The following is an 18,144-nucleotide window of genomic DNA, read 5'->3' as shown; positions in this document are numbered from 1 at the left end:
TACGTCCCCTTCACGCGGCGAGGAACCCCTTCTCCTCGATCCACCTACAGAAGGCGCCCATGACCCCCCACGATGAAACCGCTTCTCCCGTCGTGCTGTACGTATGCGCCGATCGAGCCCCGGGCGCGCCCGGGGCAGCAACACAACGCGCACAGACAGAGGGCCATGCCTTCGCCCAGGAGCGCGGGCTGACGATCGCCGAAGTCGTCACCGACACGTACGGTGAGCCCGACCCGGCCCAGCGCAGAGGGTGGCGGCGGGTGAGACAGCTGGCACAGACAGGCCACGTCACCGCCGTACTCGTCCGCTGGCCCAGCGCCATCGCCCCGGAGTCCGCACAGGAACTCCGGCACCGCGAGACCGCCTGGCTCCACAACCGCGGCGTGCGCGTCCGGTACACCTGGGCGCCCTTGTCATCGAAGAGCGACGGGGCCTGATGATCCTGCGGGGCGATGCCGGGGTCTCTGAGTCAGCTGGGACCTCACCTGGCCAGTGACGGCAGACGCCGCCCACTGGCGGTTCGTTTAAACGGGCCCACCGTGTCGCCGGGCGGCCGGACGCAAGAAACCGCCGACGACTGCGCCCGCGTACACAGACGTGTGGAAAGGGTGCCTGCCTCACAAGTGTGTGCGTTCACGGGCGCGCAAGGCGTCCGTGTCGACCCAGGGGGCGAATCAGTTCCCGTCGGCTTCGAAAACGAGCAGAAGATCCGCGGCGACACTTACGGCAATCGTCGCGGGCTCCTTACCGGTGATGTCTGCCAGTCCTATCGGGGTCTTGATCCGATCGATGGCGGCGTCGTCGTGACCGCCCTCGGTCCGTAGACGGTTGCGGAACCGCGCCCACTTGGCCGCCGACCCGATCAGCCCGATCGAGCCGAGGTGAGGGGCGCGCAGGGCGGAATCGCACAGAGCGGCGTCCTCTGCGTGATCATGAGTCATGATCAGGATGTGGGTCCCGCGCGGCAGTTCCTCCAGCACCTGCTCGGGCAGCAGCGGCGTGTGATGCACATGCACCTGCGCCACTGCGTCCGCCAGCACGTCCAGCCGCTCCTTGGTGAGCATCTCGGAGCGGGTGTCGATCAGATGGAGGTCGAGGTCCTGGCGTGCCAGGATGCGCGCCAGTTCCAGCCCGACGTGTCCCAGGCCGAAGACCGCCACCGCCCGCACCACGGGCAGAGGTTCGAGCAGCACCGAGACCGAGCCGCCACAGCACTGCACGCCGTGTCGATTGGTCACTTTGTCGTTCAGGGCGAAATCAATGAGCTCCAGCTCGGACTTGGACGCGGCGATCATCTCCCGGGCCCGGTCGATCGCGACGGCCTCGACATTGCCGCCTCCGATCGAACCCCACGCCTTGCTCTGCCCGACCACCAGTTTCGCACCGGCGTCGCGCGGGGCGTGGCCGCGCACGGTCGCGACGGTCACCAGCACGCCGGACTCCCGGCGTGCCCGCAACCGCGCGACCGCGGCGACCCAGGCCATGTCAGGCACCGCTCAACGCTGCTGCGTCAGTACGGACCTTGCCGTTGGAGGCGTGGCCGTCTCCGGCGTGGCCCCCGGCGGCGAAGCCGTCCCGGACGTGACCGTTCTGGGAAGCGGCGCCCCGGCGGGCCTCCTCGATCGCCCAGTACACCGCTTCCGGCGTCGCGGGCGAGGCCAGTTCGACGCTTATCCCGCCCGGCCCGAACGCCGCGGCTGCCTGCCGCAGCGCCTCTCGCACCGAGAACGCCAGCATCAGCGGAGGCTCACCCACCGCCTTGGACCCGTAGACCGAGCCCTCTTCGGTGGCGTCCTCCAGAAGGGTGACGTTGAACTCCTCGGGCATTTCCGAGAAGCTCGGCAGCTTGTAGGTGCTCGCGGCCTGAGTCAGGAGCCGGCCGCGGTTCGGCCCGTCAGTGGCGTCCCAGCGCATGTCCTCAAGGGTCAGCCAGCCCGCTCCCTGCACGAAACCACCCTCGACCTGTCCGATGTCGATCAACGGGGAGAGGCTGTCGCCGACATCGTGCACGATGTCCACCCGCCGAATGCGGTACGCGCCGGTGAAGCCGTCCACCTCCACCTCGGCCGCGGCGGCCCCGTGGGCGAAGTACTTGAACGGCGAGCCCTGGAACGTCTTGGCGTCCCAGTGCAGACCCTCGGTCCGGTAGAAACCCGCAGCCGACAGCTGAACCCGCTGGAAGTACGCGGAGCGCACCAGGTCGTCCCAGGCCACCTCCTTGTCGCTGCCCAGGCTGCGCGCGATGCCCTCGACGATGCGTATGTCCGAGGCGTTCGAGCCCAGCTGGGTGGCGGCGACCTGGAGCAGTCGCTCGCGCAACTGCTCGCAGGCGTTCTTCACCGCCGCGCCGTTGAGGTCCGCACCAGAACTGGCCGCGGTCGCCGAGGTGTTGGGGACCTTGTCGGTGCGCGTCGGAGCCAGACGCACCTTGTGCAGCGGGATGCCGAGCGTGGTCGCGGCGACCTGCAGCATCTTGGTGTGCAGCCCCTGGCCCATCTCGGTGCCGCCGTGGTTGATCAGGACGGAGCCGTCCTTGTAGATCAGCACCAGCGCACCGCCCTGGTTGAAGGCGGTGAGGTTGAACGAGATCCCGAACTTGATGCCGGTGAGCGCCAGTGCCCGCTTCGTGTGCGGATGCGCGGCGTTGAAAGCAGCGATCTCGCGCTTGCGATCGGCGACGCCGCCGTCGTCCAGAGTCTTCCGCCAGACAGCAGCGATCCGTTCGGGCTGGTCGACCGGCTGTCCGTACGGCGTCGCCTGTCCCTGCTGGTAGAAGTTACGCTCCCGCAACTCCATCGGGTCCAGGCCGAGCAGTGGCGCGCACCGCCCCATGATGTCCTCGATGACCAGCATGCCCTGGGGTCCGCCGAAGCCGCGGAAGGCGGTGTTGGAGGCCTTGTTGGTCTTGGCGATGCGGCCGGCGATACGTGCGTTGGGAAGCCAGTAGATGTTGTCGATGTGGCACAGGGCACGGGCCACCACTGGTTCGGACAGGTCCAGGCTCCAGCCGCCGTCGGCGGTCAGAGTGGCGTCCAGAGCCCGGATACGGCCGTCGGCGTCGTAGCCGACCTTCCAAGTGGCGTGGAAACCGTGCCGCTTGCCGGACATGGTCAGGTCCTGAGTCCGGTTGAGCCGCAGCCGCACCGGCCGGCCGGTCAGCTTGGCGCCGAGTGCGGCGACGGCGGCGAACCCGTGTGGCTGCATCTCCTTGCCGCCGAAGCCACCGCCCATGCGCAGACACTGCACGGTCACCTCATGGCTGTGCAGACCGAGCACGTGCGCGACGATTTCCTGGGTCTCCGAGGGATGCTGGGTGCTGCTCTGGATGAACACCTGCCCGGCCTCGTCGATGTGGGCCAGTGCCGCGTGCGTCTCCAGGTAGAAGTGCTCCTGATCGGAGAACTGGAACTCGCCGGTGAACACGTGCGCGGAGTCGGCGAAGCCCGCGTCGACGTCGCCGGTCAGCATCACGGGCTGAGAGCCGTGGAAACTGTTGGCCCCGATCGCGTCCTGCAGCGTGACTATGGAGGGCAGTTCGTCGAGTTCCACCTCGACGGCCTCCGCACCCAGCCGGGCCGCCTCCAGGGTCTCGCCGAGCACCCAGGCGACCGCGTGGCCGTAGAACATGACGTGGTCGGAGAAGAGCGGCTCGTCGTGCTTCATCCCGGCATCGTTGACACCGGGCACGTCGGCACCGGTCAGCACCCGGACCACGCCGGGCACGGCGAGCGCGGGACCGGTGCGCAGCGCGGTGATCCTGCCGTGGGCCTTCATGACCTGGACCGGATAGGCGTGCAGCACGTCCTTGGTGCGGTAGACGAGGTCATCGGTGTACAGCGCGGCGCCGGTGACGTGCAGGGTCGCACTCTCGTGCGGCATCGAAACACCGACGACGGGCTTCTCGGGGCGTTCGGACAGATGACTCATGACGACACCGCTTCAGTGGTTTGCGCGTACAGCTTCAGCAGGCTCTGGCCCAGCATCGCGGAACGGTAGAGGGAACTGGCGCGATGATCGCTCATCGGTGTGCCCTCGCCCCGCAGTTCCCGGGCAGCGGCCTCGACGGTCTCCGCCACCCAGGGCTTCCCCTCCAGGACCGCCTCGGTGGCGAGGGAGCGGATGGGGGTGGCGGCCACGCCGCCAAGGCCGATGCGTGCCTTGCGGACGATCCCGTCCTCGATGTCGAGCGCGAACGCGGCCGCCACACTGGAGATGTCATCGAAGCGCCGCTTGGCGATCTTGTGGAAGGCCACGACCGGCGAAAGCGGCAACGGGATGCGCACAGCGCGGATCAGCTCGCCGGGACGCCGAACGCTCTGCCGGTAGCCGGTGAAGTAGTCAGCCAGTGGGACCTCGCGCTCACCGTCGGCGTCGGCGAGTACCACCGAGGCCTCCAGCGCGAGCAGTACCGGCGGGCTGTCACCGATGGGAGAGCCGGTCCCCAGGTTGCCGCCGAGGGTCGCGCTGTTGCGGATCAGCCGGGACGCGAACTGCGGGAACAGCTCTGCCAGCAGCGGGACGTCGCCGTCGAGGCGGCGTTCGATCTCGGTGAGTGTGAGCGCCGCCCCGATCACGATGGAGTCGGATTCGACCCGCAGCTCCCGCAGTTCGGCCAGCCGGTCGATGCCGACCACGCAATCCGCGCGGCGGGACCGGATGTTCACCTCGACACCGAAGTCGGTGGAACCGGCGACCACCACCGCGTCGGGCCGCTCGCGCAGCAACTGCAGTGTCTCGGGAAGGCTGTTCGTCCGCAGGAACGCGCTACCGTCCTGGACGTATTCGGTGGCGACCGGCGCTGGCGGGGACTGCTCGCGACGCTGTGCCAGTGGGTCCCCATCGGTGGGCGTACCGACGGCGAACGCGGCATCGCGAATCGGGCGATAGCCGGTGCACCGGCACAGGTTTCCACTCAGCGCGTGCAGATCGAAGCCGTTCGGACCGTGCTCGGCGTCGGCGCTGTCGGCCGAGTCGGTGCTGTGGTCCGGCTCCGCATGCGCGCAACGGTTGGGACGGTAGTACTCGGAGGCCATGCTGCAGACGAATCCCGGGGTGCAGTAGCCGCACTGGGAGCCGCCGCGGACCGCCATCTCCTGCTGCACCGGGTGAAGGGTGGCCGGTTCGCCGGGTTCGCCCACGGTGGCGAGGCCTTCGGAGGTGATGACCTCCTGACCATCGAGGGCCGCGGCCGGGATCAGGCAGGCGTTGACCGCCACCCAGTCGGTGGGCTTGTTCACCCCGGGGCGGGCCACCAGGACCGAACAGGCGCCGCATTCACCCTCGGCGCAGCCCTCCTTGGTGCCGGTGAGGCCACGCTCGCGCAGGAAATCCAGCGCTGTGGTGTGAGGCGCAGCCGGTGAAATCGGTGCTTCTTTCCCGTTGACCGTAATGCGCGCCGCTACCATGACAGGCCTTCGTTCCGGTACACGATCGGTCGATTCATCATGTTCGCCAATTTTCAGGCAGCTTTCTGTGTTCAGACGCGCCACATAAGAGAAACGTGCGCGGAAAAGCACGCAACAGCGGCGTGCTGGAAGTTGGTGGTGGGGCAACCTGAAATGTGCCGGACGTGGCACATCAGAACGGCGTGATCAGCAGCCGTGCGCGATCCGGCCCGGCACCCAGACGGTGCGCTGGGCGAGGCGACCGAGATCAGAGCTGGTGTACATCCGCTGGTCGCCTCCTTCCAAGGGTTATAGATCGAAGATGACTGCAAAATAGCGGCTCAGAGCCACAGAGGTCAAGGCGTTGACCTTGACCTCTGGGCAAGCGGTCGGGCGACCTCATGTCCCCGCCGCACATGACAAAGATTCAGGCTCGTGCCGCATCGAGCAACTTTGGCGCTGTCGACGACAACTGCGGCCGTCGTGACGGCTCCGCTCCGTAACGGCCGACGGAACGGAGCCTGCTTCATCAAAGCGCGAAGTCAGTGAGCGGCGTCTTCCTCGCAGCGTGAACGACCGCTCCGCTGCCCGGCGGTGAGAAGGCCGGTGACGAGCAGGTCGACCAAGCGGCCGGCGTCGTAGCGGGCGTCGTTGCCGGCGCCGATGCAGAGGTTACCGATGCCGCGCATGAGCATGAACCCGGAGATCCGTTCCGTGCCGGTGTCGCCGAGCGCCGCAAGCAGGAGGGTGTCGCAGACAGGTACCAGTTGGTCGAGGAAGTACCGGTGCAGGGCGTCCGCGCCGCCGGCATCGGCCCCCATGGCGCCGGCCAGCCCGTGCTTGGTGACGAGGAAGTCCACGAACCCGGCCACCCACCGCCGCAACGCCGCGCTCGGTTCCGCTGCCTCCTGCAGCAAGGTCGGCCCTGCCTCGGCCAGCGCTTCGACCTGGTGACGATAGACCGCCGCGATCAGAGCGGGACGGGTCGGAAAGTGCCGGTAGATCGTCCCCATCCCCACACCGGCCTCCGCCGCGATCAACCGCACCGGCGCGTCGACCCCGTGCGTGACAAATACGGCTGCCGCCGCATCGAGAAGGACCCGCTCGTTGCGGCGGGCGTCGGTCCGCTTGCCGCGCGGCGCAGCGGCAGGGGTGTTCGGGTCGGTCATCGAAGGCACTTTCGTTGCGGTGTTTGTCAACCGGAGCAGCGCTCCGTATGATGTGGAGCGTCGCTCCGATTTCAGTGTGGGCGACGGCAACCCAAAACGCAAAGGACAGATGGCTTCCATGAGCAGCACTCCCGCAACAACCGGTACTTCAATCGTGCACGCCCTGGACTCGGTCGTCGGCGCCGGCGACCGAGTCGTGTCCGTCGCCCCTGTCGCGCTGGATGCCCCCGGCCGGGCCGTTCCGCTCGCTGTGCGGGTCTCCGCACCGGTGGCCGGTGAGGGCCTTCCGGTACTGCTGTTCTCGCACGGCAACGGCTGGTCACTGGACGGATATGCTCCGCTGACAGCGTTCTGGGCATCGCAGGGTTTCGTCGTGGTGCAGCCGACCCACCTGGATTCCCGTCGGAACGGCATCGGATTCGACGACCCGGCGTTCGAACAGATCTGGACCGAACGGTACGCGGACCTGGAACGCGTTCTCGACCAGTTCGACACCGTGGAAGCGGCCGTACCGGGGCTTGCCGGGCGGGTGGACCGGAACCAGGTCGTCGTCGCCGGCCACTCCTGGGGCGGGCAGACGGTTCAGATGCTGCTCGGCGCCCGCATACTTGACGGCTCCGGGCACGTGGGCAGGGACTACGCGGACCGGCGGGTCAAGGCCGGTGTGCTGCTGGCCGCGACCGGGATCGGTGGCGAGGAACTGCACCCGTTCGCCAAGGAGCACTTCCCGTTCATGAACCCGTCCTTCGCCGAGCTGACCACTCCGGCGCTCGTGGTCGCCGGCGACCGCGACCAGTCCAAGATGTCCAGCCGCGGCCCGGACTGGTTCACCGACGCCTACACGCACAGCCCCGGAGCCACCGACCTGCTCACCCTGTTCGGCGCGGAACACTCCCTGGGCGGTATCCCGAACTGGGAAGCCGCGGAAACCACCGACGAGAACCCGGAGCGCGTCGCTGTCCTCCAGCGCTTGACCACCGCCTATCTGCGCAGCGCGCTGAACCCGTCCGACACCAGCTGGGACAAGGCAGCCTCCGCCCTCGCCGAGGTCGGAACGGCGATCGGCCGCATCGACAGCAAGTAACTCCCCCGCCAGTGCCCCCGCTGCGAGACCCGTACTTCTCCTCCGCACTCCTCGCCCGTTCGCGGGAACAGATAGCCCGTGTCCTCCCCCATCCGTCCCATTGATCGGAGCGACAGATGCCCGACACATCCCGGTGGGGTGCTGACGACGAGCACGGCACACTGCACTACATCACCGACTCCGTCCGGACTCGCGCCCTCGCTGCAGCCCGCACCGGCCGAACGGTCTCCCTCGCCCGCGCCGTGCACCCCAGGCCCGCGCCGGTCGGACCCGGTGCCGCCACCGACGGCGAAGCCGCCTGGCAGCAGTCCATGCTCTACACCGGCACCCCACCGGCAGCGATCGCCGAACAGTGGGTGATCACCCCGCACCATCCCGCCATCACGCACCTCGACGCGCTCTCCCACGTCGTCGTCGACGGCACCGTCTACCCAGGCGTCCCCGTCGAAGACCGGGTCACCCCCGCAGGTGTCACCATCGGATCCACCGCTGTATTCGGTGCCGGCATCCTGACACGAGGTGTGTTCCTGGACCTCGCCCCCGGTGCCCGGCTTGCCGACGGGTACCCGATCACCGCACGCACCCTTGACACGGCAACACGGGCCGCAGGCAGCACTGTTCAATCCGGAGACGCGATCGTCGTCCGGACCGGCTGCGATCCCGTCAACCCGAACAGAGCGGCAGTGCCAGGACTTGACCGGTCAGCGGTCGCCTGGCTCGATGAACGCCGGATCAGCGTCTGGGTCGGGGACACCGGCGATGCCTGGCCATCACTCGATCCCACCGATCCCATGCCCCTTCACCGGCGCGGCCTCCACGACCTGGGACTGCCCCTCGTCGACGGCGCCGACCTTGAAGATCTCGCGAGCACCTGTGCCGAGACCGGCCACGACAGCTTCCTGCTCCTCCTGGCCCCGCCCCGCATCCACGGGGCCAGCGGGACACCGGTCAACCCCATCGCCGTGTTCTAGAGTCCGCCTTCAGAGATCGTTTCACGGCCGGGCCCCTGCGTTTGCCGGAGCGATCGGCCCACTGCCGGCCCGGGTGGGGCAGCAGGCCGAGCGGTCCGAACTCGTCCATGCAGAAGACGACTTCGGGTTCGTCCGCCTCGCGTACGACCTCGCCGTCGGCGATCTCGTAGAGGTGTTCGACGCGGGCCTTCTTGGCCGCGTAGTCAGGCTCCAAGTCGAAAAAGGCAGGTCGTGTTCGGCCGGCTTGGACTTCGCGGTTTTCTTCCCCCGCGGTCCGGGACCGCGCTCAGGTGGTGGGCGGGGTGGTGATCAACCAATGGGTGAAGGCGGCGTAGCGCTCGGCGGACTCGGCAGCCCCGTTGGCGTGCTCGACCGCCGCTGAATGCTCGCGCACCTGCTCGAACCGGAGGCGGCGGGCGCTCTCGTAGCGGGCGAGGGCAGCGGCTGCGGTGGGCCCGTCCGCCAGTTCGGCGCGCAGTACTCCGGCGTCCTCGATGCCCAGGGTGCCGCCCGCCGCGATGTGCGGGGACAGGCCGTGCGCCGCGTCCCCGATCAGTGCGACCCGGTCCGTGGTCCAGCGCGGCAGCTCGGGGACGAGCATGATCTGATTCTCCAGAATGGACTCCTCCGGCGTCGCGGCGATCATCTTCAGAAGCTCGTCGTGCCAGCCGGACTCGGCCACGTTGCGGGCCCGCCGCAGCGCCCGGTCCCTCTTGCTGCCGAGCAGTTCGCCGGCGTCGAACTGGCCGATCCACCACATGGTCCGGTCCTGCGCGACTCGCGTGTAGCCGCCTCGGGTCCGCGCCCGGCCGATGGTGACGAACGTGCCCTCCGGCCGCTCGTCCCCGGAGGGCAGCACCGCCCGCCATACGCGGTGTCCGGCATGCTCCACCGCCGCGCTGCCGGGCACCAGGGCGGCGCGCACGTCGGAGTACACACCGTCCGCTCCGATCAGCAGATCCGCCCGCAGTGGCGCACCGTCGGCGAGGTGCACTGCCACATGCGTGTCGTGCTCGGTGAAGCCGGTGACGTGTGTTCCCAGACGGATCCGGTCCCTGCCGACGGTGTCGGCGAGGAGGTTGTTCAGTTCCGGCCTCGGCACCATCAGGAACCGGTGGGCGGCCGGGTCGTAGCCGGCCGCGCGCATCGGGTGTCCCGCGGCGTCGAAGAACCGGGTGTCGACGGTCTTGCCCAGGCGCCGGACGTCGACGCCGAGGGTGTCCAACTCCCGCAGCGCGTTGGGCCACAGGCCGATGCCGGCTCCGGCCGCCCGCACCTGCGGCGCGTGCTCCAGCACGGTCACCTCGTGCCCGATCAGCCGCAGCGAAGCCGCCGCTGTGAGTCCGACCAGACCCGCTCCCACGATCACGGTGCGCATCGTTTCCTCCCCTTGCAGTCCGGTGTGGCGGTGAGATCAGCCGACGACGGGCGACGCGGTCCCGGGGTCGGGGCGTCGGAATCGACGAAGCTCACGCGCTTCATGCGGCGAACAGTAACACTAACGGTTAGCCTTATGCATTCGTTCCGGTTTTGAATCCGTTAGTGCTGTGACGGCGGCGCACGTCGTGCGAGCCCCTTCGCGATGGCCCAGCCCTCTCGATCCCGGCCTCCACGCCGCCCGTCGCCGATCAGGCGGACCCGGTACGACCACCTCACGCTCAAACCGCCTGGGCCGGGGGGGGAACGTGAAAGCCGGCGCCCCAGTGATGCCGACCATCAGGGACGGGCTCCGCCAACTACGTTGAACAGCCGGCCAGCCAGACACCGACTCGCACCGATGCCTCAAGACATCCACCGACCATCGGGAACAGCCACAGACCGCCAGTGGGAGTTGCTTGCCCCGTGATCCCGCGGGCTCGGACCGGTCGGCCACGAGCGGAGCACCGGCGGATCATCAACGGCATTGTCTACAAGATCCGGGCCGGGATCTCCTGGCGTGGCCTGCCGAACGCTATGGACCGTGGAAGACGGTGTACACCCGCTTCCGCCGCTACGCGCTCGACGGCGTCTTCACCCGGGCGCTGCAGCAGGTCCAGGCCCAGGCGGACGCCGACCGCCGCGGTTCCACCGGGACATCTACCGCAGGCGCAACATCGTCGAGCGCCGCTTCAACCGGCTCGAAGGTTTCCATGGCCTCGCGACCACCAGGTATGACAAGACCGCCACCTCCTAACGAAGCAGCGGTCTGTCTGGCCTCATTCCTGCTCTGGCAAGATCCCTTTGAAGACGGACCCTAGTGTTCTGAGTCAGGAATTCTGTTCAGATAGCTGGCGAGGCGTTCGAGGATTTCGTCTGCGGTCTTCGTCCAGATGTAGGGCTTTGGGTCGGTGTTCCAGGCGGCGATCCAGTTGCGGATGTCCTTCTCAAGGGCGTGGACGGATTTGTGGACGCCTCGCCGTATCTGCTTGTTGGTGAGTTCGGCGAACCATCGCTCGACGAGGTTGAGCCAGGACGAGCCGGTTGGTGTGAAGTGCAGGTGGAACCGGGGGTGGGCCAGCAGCCACTTCTTGATGGCGGGTGTCTTGTGGGTGGCGTAGTTGTCACAGACGAGGTGGACTTCCAGGTCGCCAGGCACCTCTTTGTCGAGCTTGACTAGGAACTTCTTGAATTCCTCGGCCCGGTGCCTGCGGTGCAGGGAGCTGATCACCTTGCCGGTGGCCACCTCGAGTACGGCGAACAGCGTGGTGGTGCCGGCGCGGACGTAGTCATGGGTCGCCCGCTCGGGAACACCGGGCATCATCGGCAGCACCGGCTGCGACCGATCCAGGGCCTGGATCTGCGACTTCTCATCCACGCAGAACACCAACGCCCGTTCGGGCGGGTCCAAGTAGAGACCGACGACGTCGTGGACCTTGTCGACGAAGTACGGATCGGTTGACAGTTTGAAGGTCTCCGAGCGATGTGGCTGCAGGCCGAACGCCCGCCAGATCCGGGACACCGACGACTGAGACAGACCCATCTCTTTCGCCATCGACCGCGTCGACCAGTGTGTCGCGTTCTTCGGGGTGGATTCCAGCGTCCTGGTGACGACCGCGGCGACCTGGTCGTCCGTCACTGTCCTGGGGCCACCCGGACGTGGCATGTCACCCAGACCTGCGATTCGATATTGCACGAATCGGGCCCGCCAGCGGCCCACCGCCTGTGGTGTGGAACCGAGTTGAGTAGCCACGTCCTTGTTGGAGGTGCCTTCGGCGCAGGCCAGGATGATCCGGCACCGCAATGCCCACGCCTGCGGCGTGGAACGGCGCCGCACCCACTCCTCAAGTGCGGCCCGTTCCTCATCCGACAGAGTCAACTCGGCCTTCGGCCGCCCCATCCGCGCCATATAACAAGCCTACACATATACGCGGAATTCCTGACTCGGAACACTAGTAGCTCTGGCGCATCACGTACAGACGGTTGCCCTCCGGGCCGGTCCACTCCAGGCGTACGACGCCGGCCACCGCGGCATCACCTGTGCGGGACGGGTCGGCCCAGTAGCCGACGGCCGGGTTACGGAAGAAGGTCGCCCAGAGGTGTCCGTCGCCGTCAGTGAAAAAGTTGTTGTGTCCGGCGCCCACGCCGGCGGTCCAGCGCTCGGAGTACGGTCCCTCGAAACGGTCGGCGACGGCGACGACCGCGTCGTACTGGTACTGCGCCCGGCCGGTGCTCGCCACGTACGAGTAGAGGGGGCTGCCGTAGGCATCGATCGAGGTACGGTCCCACGCGGCCTGCACCAGGTAGTACTTGCGGCCGTGCTTGAAGACATAGGCACCCTCGAGATACGGCTCCGGTGTGTACGGCTTCTGTTGGAAGGCCGGGAGCTTCGTCGTCGGGACGATGTCCTCCATGTCGTCGCGGAACTTGGCGTAGAGGTTGTTGTGCAGCACCAGCCACGCGTCATCTCCTTCCGAGAAGAGGCTGCCGTCGATGTGGTAGTACGCGCCGGGCTTGATGAACGAGGGCCCGCCGATGAACGAGTCGCCGAAGGGCTTTTCGATGTTGCCTTCGGCGAGGCGGTACGGGCCGGCGACTCCGCCGTCGCTCACCAGCAGGAACGAGCCGACCTTCTGTGAGTGGTCGCCCATGCACGCCACGAGGTACCACTTACCGCGGAAGTAGTGCAGTTCGGGTGCCCACGCCTCGCCACGCTTGCCGAACTGGTCGTCGTACCAGTACTCCTGCCACGGCGCGACGACCGTGCGGCCGGGGCGGTTCTCCCCCACGAATTCGGGTGACCAGACCTTTCCGCGCTCGGCGCCGGGCCGGATGCCGGTGGTGTCGGCCAGTCGCCAGGGGCCGTGCAGGGACCGGGCCGTCCATACGAAGATGCCGTCGTTCCAGGGGCCGGCCACTGCGAGGCCGGGCACGCGGGTGGTGCCGGTGGCGACGTAGAGCGGACGGCCGTCGACGACGAAGCAGTTGACGTAGGTGTCACGCATCCAGACGCGACCCAACTCCTCGTCCCTGGAGCGGAGTTCGAGGGGAAGCACAAAGGAGTTGTCCTCGCGCGGCCACAAGTCCTGGCGGGCATCCGCGAGTCCGTACGGCTCGGGCTCGGGCCAGTTCGACGGGTAGTGAGCCGTCGGATGCGCCTGCGTGGGCGCGGGCAGTGCCTCGGCAGTGGCCGGGGGCAGCGCGGCCACTCCCATGGATCCGGCTATGCCGGCCAGCATGGACCGTCGGCCGATGTGCATTCCGTTCTCGGATCTCTTCATCAGGCTGTCTCTCTCGTGGTCAGGGGTTGCGGCGTGCTGTCGGCATGCGGTTCATGGCCGTCCAGCCTCGGAGTGGGCTTCGGGCCCGTCGGATTCGAAGGCGGAAAGTGTGGTGTCGTAGTCCGTCTCCACGTCGTACATCGGCGTCATCCAGTGGTAGAAATTGTCGCCGCGTTCGCGGAGCAGGTCGTACAGGTGCCGGATCAACGCCGTGCGTACGCCGAGCAGTTCGGGGTGGTCGTAGCGGTTGTGCAGCTCGTCGGGGTCGGCATCGAGGTCGTACAGCTCGTTGCAGGACTCGGGGTTGATCACCAGCTTGTGGTTTCTGGTGCGCAGCATCCGCTGCGGGTACGGGAAGTGGTGACCATGGAATTCGGCGAGGTGGTGCTCGTCCCACTGCGGGTGCTCACCGCGTACGAGGGGCAGCAGGCTGCGGCTGTCCACGGCCGGTCCCGTCGCGCTGCCCGCCAGGTCGAGGATGGTGGCGGTGCAGTCGGTGAGGGAGACGAACTCCTCACGCACCTGGCCCTGCGGGGCGCCGGGGACCTTCAGCAGCCCGGGGATGCGGTAGATGTCCTCGTACATGGCGGGGCCCTTGTCGTGCAGCCGGTGGGCGCCGGTGAACTCGCCGTGGTCTGCGGTGAAGAAGACTGCCGTCCGGTCGTCGAGCCCCAGTTCGCGCATGGCGTCGAGGATGCGGCCGATCTGCTCGTCGACGAGCGTGACGTAGCCCCAGTAGACGGCGATCAGCTTCCGCGACTCCTCCAGCGCCATCGTGTCGAAGGCCCACAGCTTGCTGTAGTTCTGCTGGACGGTTGGTTTCGCCGCGAAGGTCTCACTCACGGAGGCGGGCAGCTCGACCAGCCCGGGGTCGTACATGTCGTAGTACGCGTCCGGGAGGATGTACGGCAGATGCGGGCCGAAGAAGTGGGTGGCCAGGAAGAACGGCGCCCCGTCGCCCTGGTCCTCCTGCTCGGCGAAGCGGTGGAGCATCTCGATGGTGCGCGTGGCGAGGTAGTACTCGAAGGTGGCTTCGACCGGCTGGTGGAGGCGGGCGGCAAGGAGGTTTCCTGGGCTGCCGTTGGGCGTGGTGCCCCGCACCGGATCCGTGATGCGGTACGGCGGCAGGCCGTTCTCCTCCAGGTACGCGAGGTAGTCGGGGTGGTCCACGGGGTTGTGCCAGCCGGCCAGGTCAGGTCCCTCGAAGCCGTAGTCGGCGGCGGTGCGCCGTACGCCGCCGTGCCACTTGCCGAGCAGGCCCAGGTTGTAGCCCTCGGAGCGCAGTTGCTCGGAGAAGGTGAACTGGCCGTCGGAGAGATCCTCAAGATAGCCGACGTTACGCTCATAGTTGGCCAGCAGCTTGTGCCGGAAGGGAGCCGCCCCGGTGAGCAGGCTGGCGCGCGCCGGGGTACAGATCGCGGTAGGGGTGTAGAAGCTGTCGAACCGCGTTCCCTCGTCCGCGAGGCGGTCGAGGTTCGGGGTGTGCGTGTGCGGGTTGCCGTACGCGCCCAGGGTGTCCACCCGGTGTTGGTCGGTCATCAGGAAGAGCATGTTGCGGCGCACGGAGGGCCTTTCGGGTCGGTCCGCCTCGCACGTCGGCCAGGACGGGCGGACGCATCGGACGTCGGCATTTCGGGCACGCCGCCATGACGCCTCGACATATGCCGCTTCGGGGTGGCCGATGCGGCGTCCGGTGCGTGCTCGGCGGTGCCGTGCGACGCATGTTCCGGCCCGGCCATGATTTAAGTCAAGAGGGTGGACGCAAATCGCACGGAGGCACCCCGGCAAGGTGCGCGTCCACCGGTCCGTGTTGCTGAGCAGCCACCGGGCGGGGTGCCGGACACGTCTGCACCGTACTTGTCGGCTGGTCAGGGGTGGCCCGGGGCAGGAGCTGTTGCCACACATCGTTCATATGAAGAATTTGTTTCGGGTTATTGACGAAAATGCCCGGCACTCACATGCTGTCCTGCATGCACGAACACGACGGTCCGCTGACGCGCCTTCGCCGCAGCCATGAGCAAGCGGTTCTTGGGCTGCTCCGCCGGCACGGACCACTGAGCCGCGCCGAGTTGGGTGATCGCAGCGGGCTGTCCCGCACCACGCTCCACGACATCGTCGCCGGCCTGGTGGGCAATGGCTCCGTGGTCACCGGCACACCGCACGTCGAGGTACGCAAGCGCGGCCGGCCGGTCGAGAAGCTCAGCCTCAACCCGGCAGCGGGCGAGGCGGTCGGCATCGACTTCGCACGCCGCTCCGTGCATGTCGCGGCCGTCAACTTCGCCCATGAGGTCGTCGGTTCGGCGAGCGAGGCGCATGCCGCAGACCTGTCCTGGCCCGAGCGGATCGATATCGCCGGACGTCTACTCGCCACGTCGGCCAACGTCCAGCTCGACGCACTCAGCGCGATCGGCGTCGGTGTCGTCGGACCGATCACCGACCCCGGCAGTGGAAACGCCCGCGCGCAGGGCATCGACGGCCTGCCGGACCTGCTGCGCAAGCAGTTCGGTGTGCCGGTGCTCCTTGACAACAACACCCGGCTCGCGGCGCTCGCCGAGGCAGTGTGGGGTGCGGCGGCGGACAGCAGCGACGTCCTCTACCTGCGGTTGTCACACGGCGTCGGGGGCGGACTGGTCGTGGGCGGCGCGCTGCACCGCGGCCGCAACGGCCTGTCCGGCGAGTTCGGGCACATCACCGTGGACCCGGCCGGCAGACCGTGCGACTGCGGCGGGACCGGCTGTCTGGAGACCCGTGCCTCGCTCGACGCGGTTCTGCACCGCTACCGCGAAGCCGGCGGCCGGGCCGATGGCCTCGCCGGGTTCCTCGACGCCGCGGCTGCCGGCGAACCGTCCGCCCTGAGGGTGCTGGAGCGCGTCGGCAACGACGTCGGCGGGGTGCTGGCCGCGGTCTGTCATGCCGTCGGCCCGGGCGTCATCGTCGTCGGCGGCGAGCTGGCGGAAGCCGGCCCCGCGCTGCTCGACCCGGTCGAACGGGCGCTGCGCCAGCACCTGATGCCGATGGCCCGCCCCCACGTGGACGTACGGCGCGCGACGCTCGGCGACGCGGGCAGCGCGCTGGGCGGCATCGCCCTCGTTCTTCATGAATCCCCCCTGCTCTCCCACTACCCGCAGCCCGTCCCCGAGGAGAACGCGTGAAGCCACCAGCGAGGAACCCATGGCTGTGATCGCCCCTGTCGAGAAATCCGCTGCCGAAGGCCGGCAGCAGCAACCGCGCCGTTCCCGGCACCGGCCCCTGCTCCTCAACGTCGTCGCAGTGGTGGCAGGCATCGCCGTCTGGGCCGTCGTGGCCGCGCTCGGGCTGGTCGAGAACCTGCCCGCGCCGCTCGGGGTGGCGGAGAAGGCCGGCACCATGATCTCCGACGGCACCCTGGCGTCCGATACGTTCGCCAGCCTGCGCCGGGTCTTCCTCGGCTACGCCCTCGGCGTGGCGGTGGCAGTCCCGGTCGGCTTCCTCATGGGCTGGTACCCCACCGCGCGCGCCCTGATCGAACCGTACATCCAGTTCTTCCGCACGATCCCGCCGCTCGCGCTCATTCCGCTCGCGGTCGTACTGCTGGGGATCGGCGAGGTGCCGAAGATCGCCGTGATCTTCCTGGCCTCGTTCATGTCCTGCGTCCTCTCCTCCTTCCAGGGCGTCATCGACGTCGACAGGACACTCATCAACGCGGCCCGGGTGCTCGGCGCCTCGGACCGCACCATCTTCGCCAAAGTGGTCGTCCCGGCCTCCACTCCTTTCATCCTGGTCGGCATGCGGATCGGCCTCGGCGCGTCCTGGGCCACCGTGGTCGCCGCCGAACTCATCGGCGCGCAAGAGGGTTTGGGCTACCGGATGCAGAAGGCGTCCACCTGGTTCGACATGGACGCGGTCTTCGTGTCCCTGATCACGATCGGCGTACTCGGGCTCGTCATGGACCGGCTGCTGCTGCTGGCCGAGCGACGCCTCACCGGCTGGCAGGAGCGACGATGAACAGCAAGATCACCTTTCGTGACGTGGTGAAGACCTTCCCGCTGAAGGGCACGTCCTTCACCGCGCTCGGCGGGGTGAGCCTGGACATCGCGGACCAGGAGTTCGTCACTGTCGTGGGTCCGTCCGGGTGCGGCAAGTCCACCTTGATGAGCATGGCCGCAGGGTTGCAGGAGCCCGACTCGGGCAGTGTCCTGGTCGACGGAACGCCGGTGTCAGGACCCGGCCCCGACCGGGGGGTGATCTTCCAGCAGTACGCCCTCTTCCCCTGGCTGACCGTGCGTCAGAACGTGGAGTTCGGGCTCAAGATCGCCTCGGTGCCCCCCGCCGAGCGGCACCGGCGCACCGAGCAGGCCATCAGCCTCGTCGGCCTGAACGAGTTCGCCGAGGCCCTGCCCAAGACGCTCTCCGGAGGAATGAAGCAGCGCTGCGCCATCGCCCGCGCGTACGCCGTCGATCCCCAAGTACTGCTGATGGACGAGCCGTTCGGGGCGCTCGACGCCCTGACCCGGGTGCAGCTGCAGGACCAGCTGCTGCAGACCTGGAGCCAGGAGAAGCGCACGGTGCTGTTCATCACTCACGACGTGGACGAAGCCGTCTACCTCGCCAGCCGGGTCGTCGTCATGGCCGCCAGGCCCGGCCGCATCCACAGCGTCATCGACGTGGATCTGCCCTATCCCCGCACCGAGGAAATCCGGCTCTCCCCCGAGTTCCTGCACATCCGCAACAGGGTGTGGACTGCCGTGTACCACCAGGAAGCCGCGCCCCGGGCGGCCTGACCCGTCATCCCAGGGCACTGGCCCTGAGCCCTCGTACCAGGAACTTCGCAGAACCGGTCCGCGCACCACCCCGAGAGGA

At 68.1% G+C, this 18,144-nt stretch carries 15 protein-coding genes and 1 pseudogene; 7 read left to right on the top strand and 9 right to left on the bottom strand.

The window, feature by feature from the left end; translation table 11 throughout:
• Positions 1-59: 59 nt before the first annotated feature.
• Complete coding sequence (locus tag OG452_RS34125; protein ID WP_327299400.1) at positions 60-437, top strand: hypothetical protein; 378 nt, start codon at positions 60-62, stop codon at positions 435-437.
• Between the two features lie 237 nt (positions 438-674).
• Here OG452_RS34125 and xdhC read toward each other — a convergent pair whose 3' ends face one another.
• The 4 genes from xdhC to OG452_RS34105 form a co-directional block, all read right to left on the bottom strand.
• Positions 675-1,484 carry a xanthine dehydrogenase accessory protein XdhC gene (gene xdhC / locus OG452_RS34120; protein ID WP_327299881.1) on the bottom strand — a complete coding sequence of 270 codons (810 nt, stop codon included), beginning with the start codon at positions 1,482-1,484 and terminating at the stop codon, positions 675-677.
• Between the two features lies 1 nt (position 1,485).
• Positions 1,486-3,927 (bottom strand): xanthine dehydrogenase molybdopterin binding subunit, encoded by a 2,442-nt coding sequence (gene xdhB / locus OG452_RS34115; protein ID WP_327299399.1) that lies wholly within the window; start codon positions 3,925-3,927, stop codon positions 1,486-1,488.
• A complete protein-coding gene (locus tag OG452_RS34110; RefSeq protein ID WP_327299880.1) occupies positions 3,924-5,405 on the bottom strand; it encodes a xanthine dehydrogenase small subunit in 1,482 nt (493 codons plus the stop codon). Before OG452_RS34110 ends, xdhB begins: the two co-directional genes overlap by 4 nt.
• A gap of 521 nt (positions 5,406-5,926) precedes the next feature.
• The gene (locus tag OG452_RS34105) at positions 5,927-6,553 is read right to left on the bottom strand and encodes a TetR/AcrR family transcriptional regulator (RefSeq protein WP_327299398.1); all 627 of its coding nucleotides are present in this window, start codon (positions 6,551-6,553) and stop codon (positions 5,927-5,929) included.
• Between the two features lie 118 nt (positions 6,554-6,671).
• On the opposite strand from OG452_RS34105, the gene OG452_RS34100 reads away from it, so the two are divergent.
• Positions 6,672-7,637, top strand: a complete 966-nt coding sequence (locus OG452_RS34100; protein ID WP_327299397.1) for an alpha/beta hydrolase family protein — start codon at positions 6,672-6,674, stop codon at positions 7,635-7,637.
• Between the two features lie 116 nt (positions 7,638-7,753).
• On the top strand, positions 7,754-8,608 hold the full coding sequence (locus OG452_RS34095) for a cyclase family protein (RefSeq protein WP_327299396.1): 855 nt from the start codon (positions 7,754-7,756) through the stop codon (positions 8,606-8,608).
• A 28-nt stretch (positions 8,609-8,636) separates the two neighbouring features.
• Here OG452_RS34095 and OG452_RS34090 read toward each other — a convergent pair.
• A pseudogene (locus OG452_RS34090) lies at positions 8,637-8,872 on the bottom strand (IS630 family transposase); the annotation flags it as partial.
• A 22-nt stretch (positions 8,873-8,894) separates the two neighbouring features.
• Positions 8,895-9,986 (bottom strand): FAD-dependent monooxygenase, encoded by a 1,092-nt coding sequence (locus OG452_RS34085; protein ID WP_327299395.1) that lies wholly within the window; start codon positions 9,984-9,986, stop codon positions 8,895-8,897.
• A 446-nt stretch (positions 9,987-10,432) separates the two neighbouring features.
• Here OG452_RS34085 and OG452_RS35530 point away from each other — a divergent pair, with 446 nt between their 5' ends.
• On the top strand, positions 10,433-10,762 hold the full coding sequence (locus OG452_RS35530) for a transposase (protein WP_442810139.1): 330 nt from the start codon (positions 10,433-10,435) through the stop codon (positions 10,760-10,762).
• A gap of 79 nt (positions 10,763-10,841) precedes the next feature.
• Here the strand turns inward: OG452_RS35530 and OG452_RS34075 are convergent, their stop codons facing one another.
• Genes OG452_RS34075 through OG452_RS34065 form a run of 3 tightly spaced genes read right to left on the bottom strand, consistent with a single transcriptional unit; the run spans position 10,842 to position 14,856 of the window.
• Entirely contained in the window at positions 10,842-11,924 is a 1,083-nt protein-coding gene (locus OG452_RS34075) for an IS630 family transposase (protein ID WP_327299879.1), read from the bottom strand.
• Positions 11,925-11,976: 52 nt separating this feature from the next.
• Positions 11,977-13,305, bottom strand: coding sequence for a family 43 glycosylhydrolase (locus OG452_RS34070; protein ID WP_327299394.1), 1,329 nt, complete (start codon positions 13,303-13,305; stop codon positions 11,977-11,979).
• Positions 13,306-13,356: 51 nt separating this feature from the next.
• Positions 13,357-14,856, bottom strand: coding sequence for a sulfatase-like hydrolase/transferase (locus OG452_RS34065; protein ID WP_327299878.1), 1,500 nt, complete (start codon positions 14,854-14,856; stop codon positions 13,357-13,359).
• Between the two features lie 407 nt (positions 14,857-15,263).
• On the opposite strand from OG452_RS34065, the gene OG452_RS34060 reads away from it, so the two are divergent.
• Genes OG452_RS34060 through OG452_RS34050 form a run of 3 tightly spaced genes read left to right on the top strand, consistent with a single transcriptional unit; the run spans position 15,264 to position 18,065 of the window.
• A complete protein-coding gene (locus OG452_RS34060) occupies positions 15,264-16,457 on the top strand; it encodes an ROK family transcriptional regulator (RefSeq protein ID WP_327299393.1) in 1,194 nt (397 codons plus the stop codon).
• Positions 16,458-16,476: 19 nt separating this feature from the next.
• The gene (locus OG452_RS34055; protein ID WP_327299392.1) at positions 16,477-17,289 is read left to right on the top strand and encodes an ABC transporter permease; all 813 of its coding nucleotides are present in this window, start codon (positions 16,477-16,479) and stop codon (positions 17,287-17,289) included.
• Complete coding sequence (locus tag OG452_RS34050) at positions 17,286-18,065, top strand: ABC transporter ATP-binding protein (protein WP_327299391.1); 780 nt, start codon at positions 17,286-17,288, stop codon at positions 18,063-18,065. Before OG452_RS34055 ends, OG452_RS34050 begins: the two co-directional genes overlap by 4 nt.
• The last annotated feature ends 79 nt before the right edge of the window (positions 18,066-18,144 follow it).

It is taken from the genome of Streptomyces sp. NBC_01197, assembly GCF_036010505.1.
Taxonomy (GTDB): Bacteria; Actinomycetota; Actinomycetes; order Streptomycetales; family Streptomycetaceae; genus Streptomyces.
Note: the sequence above shows the minus strand (reverse complement) of the source record. Positions and strands in the feature narration are given on the sequence as shown.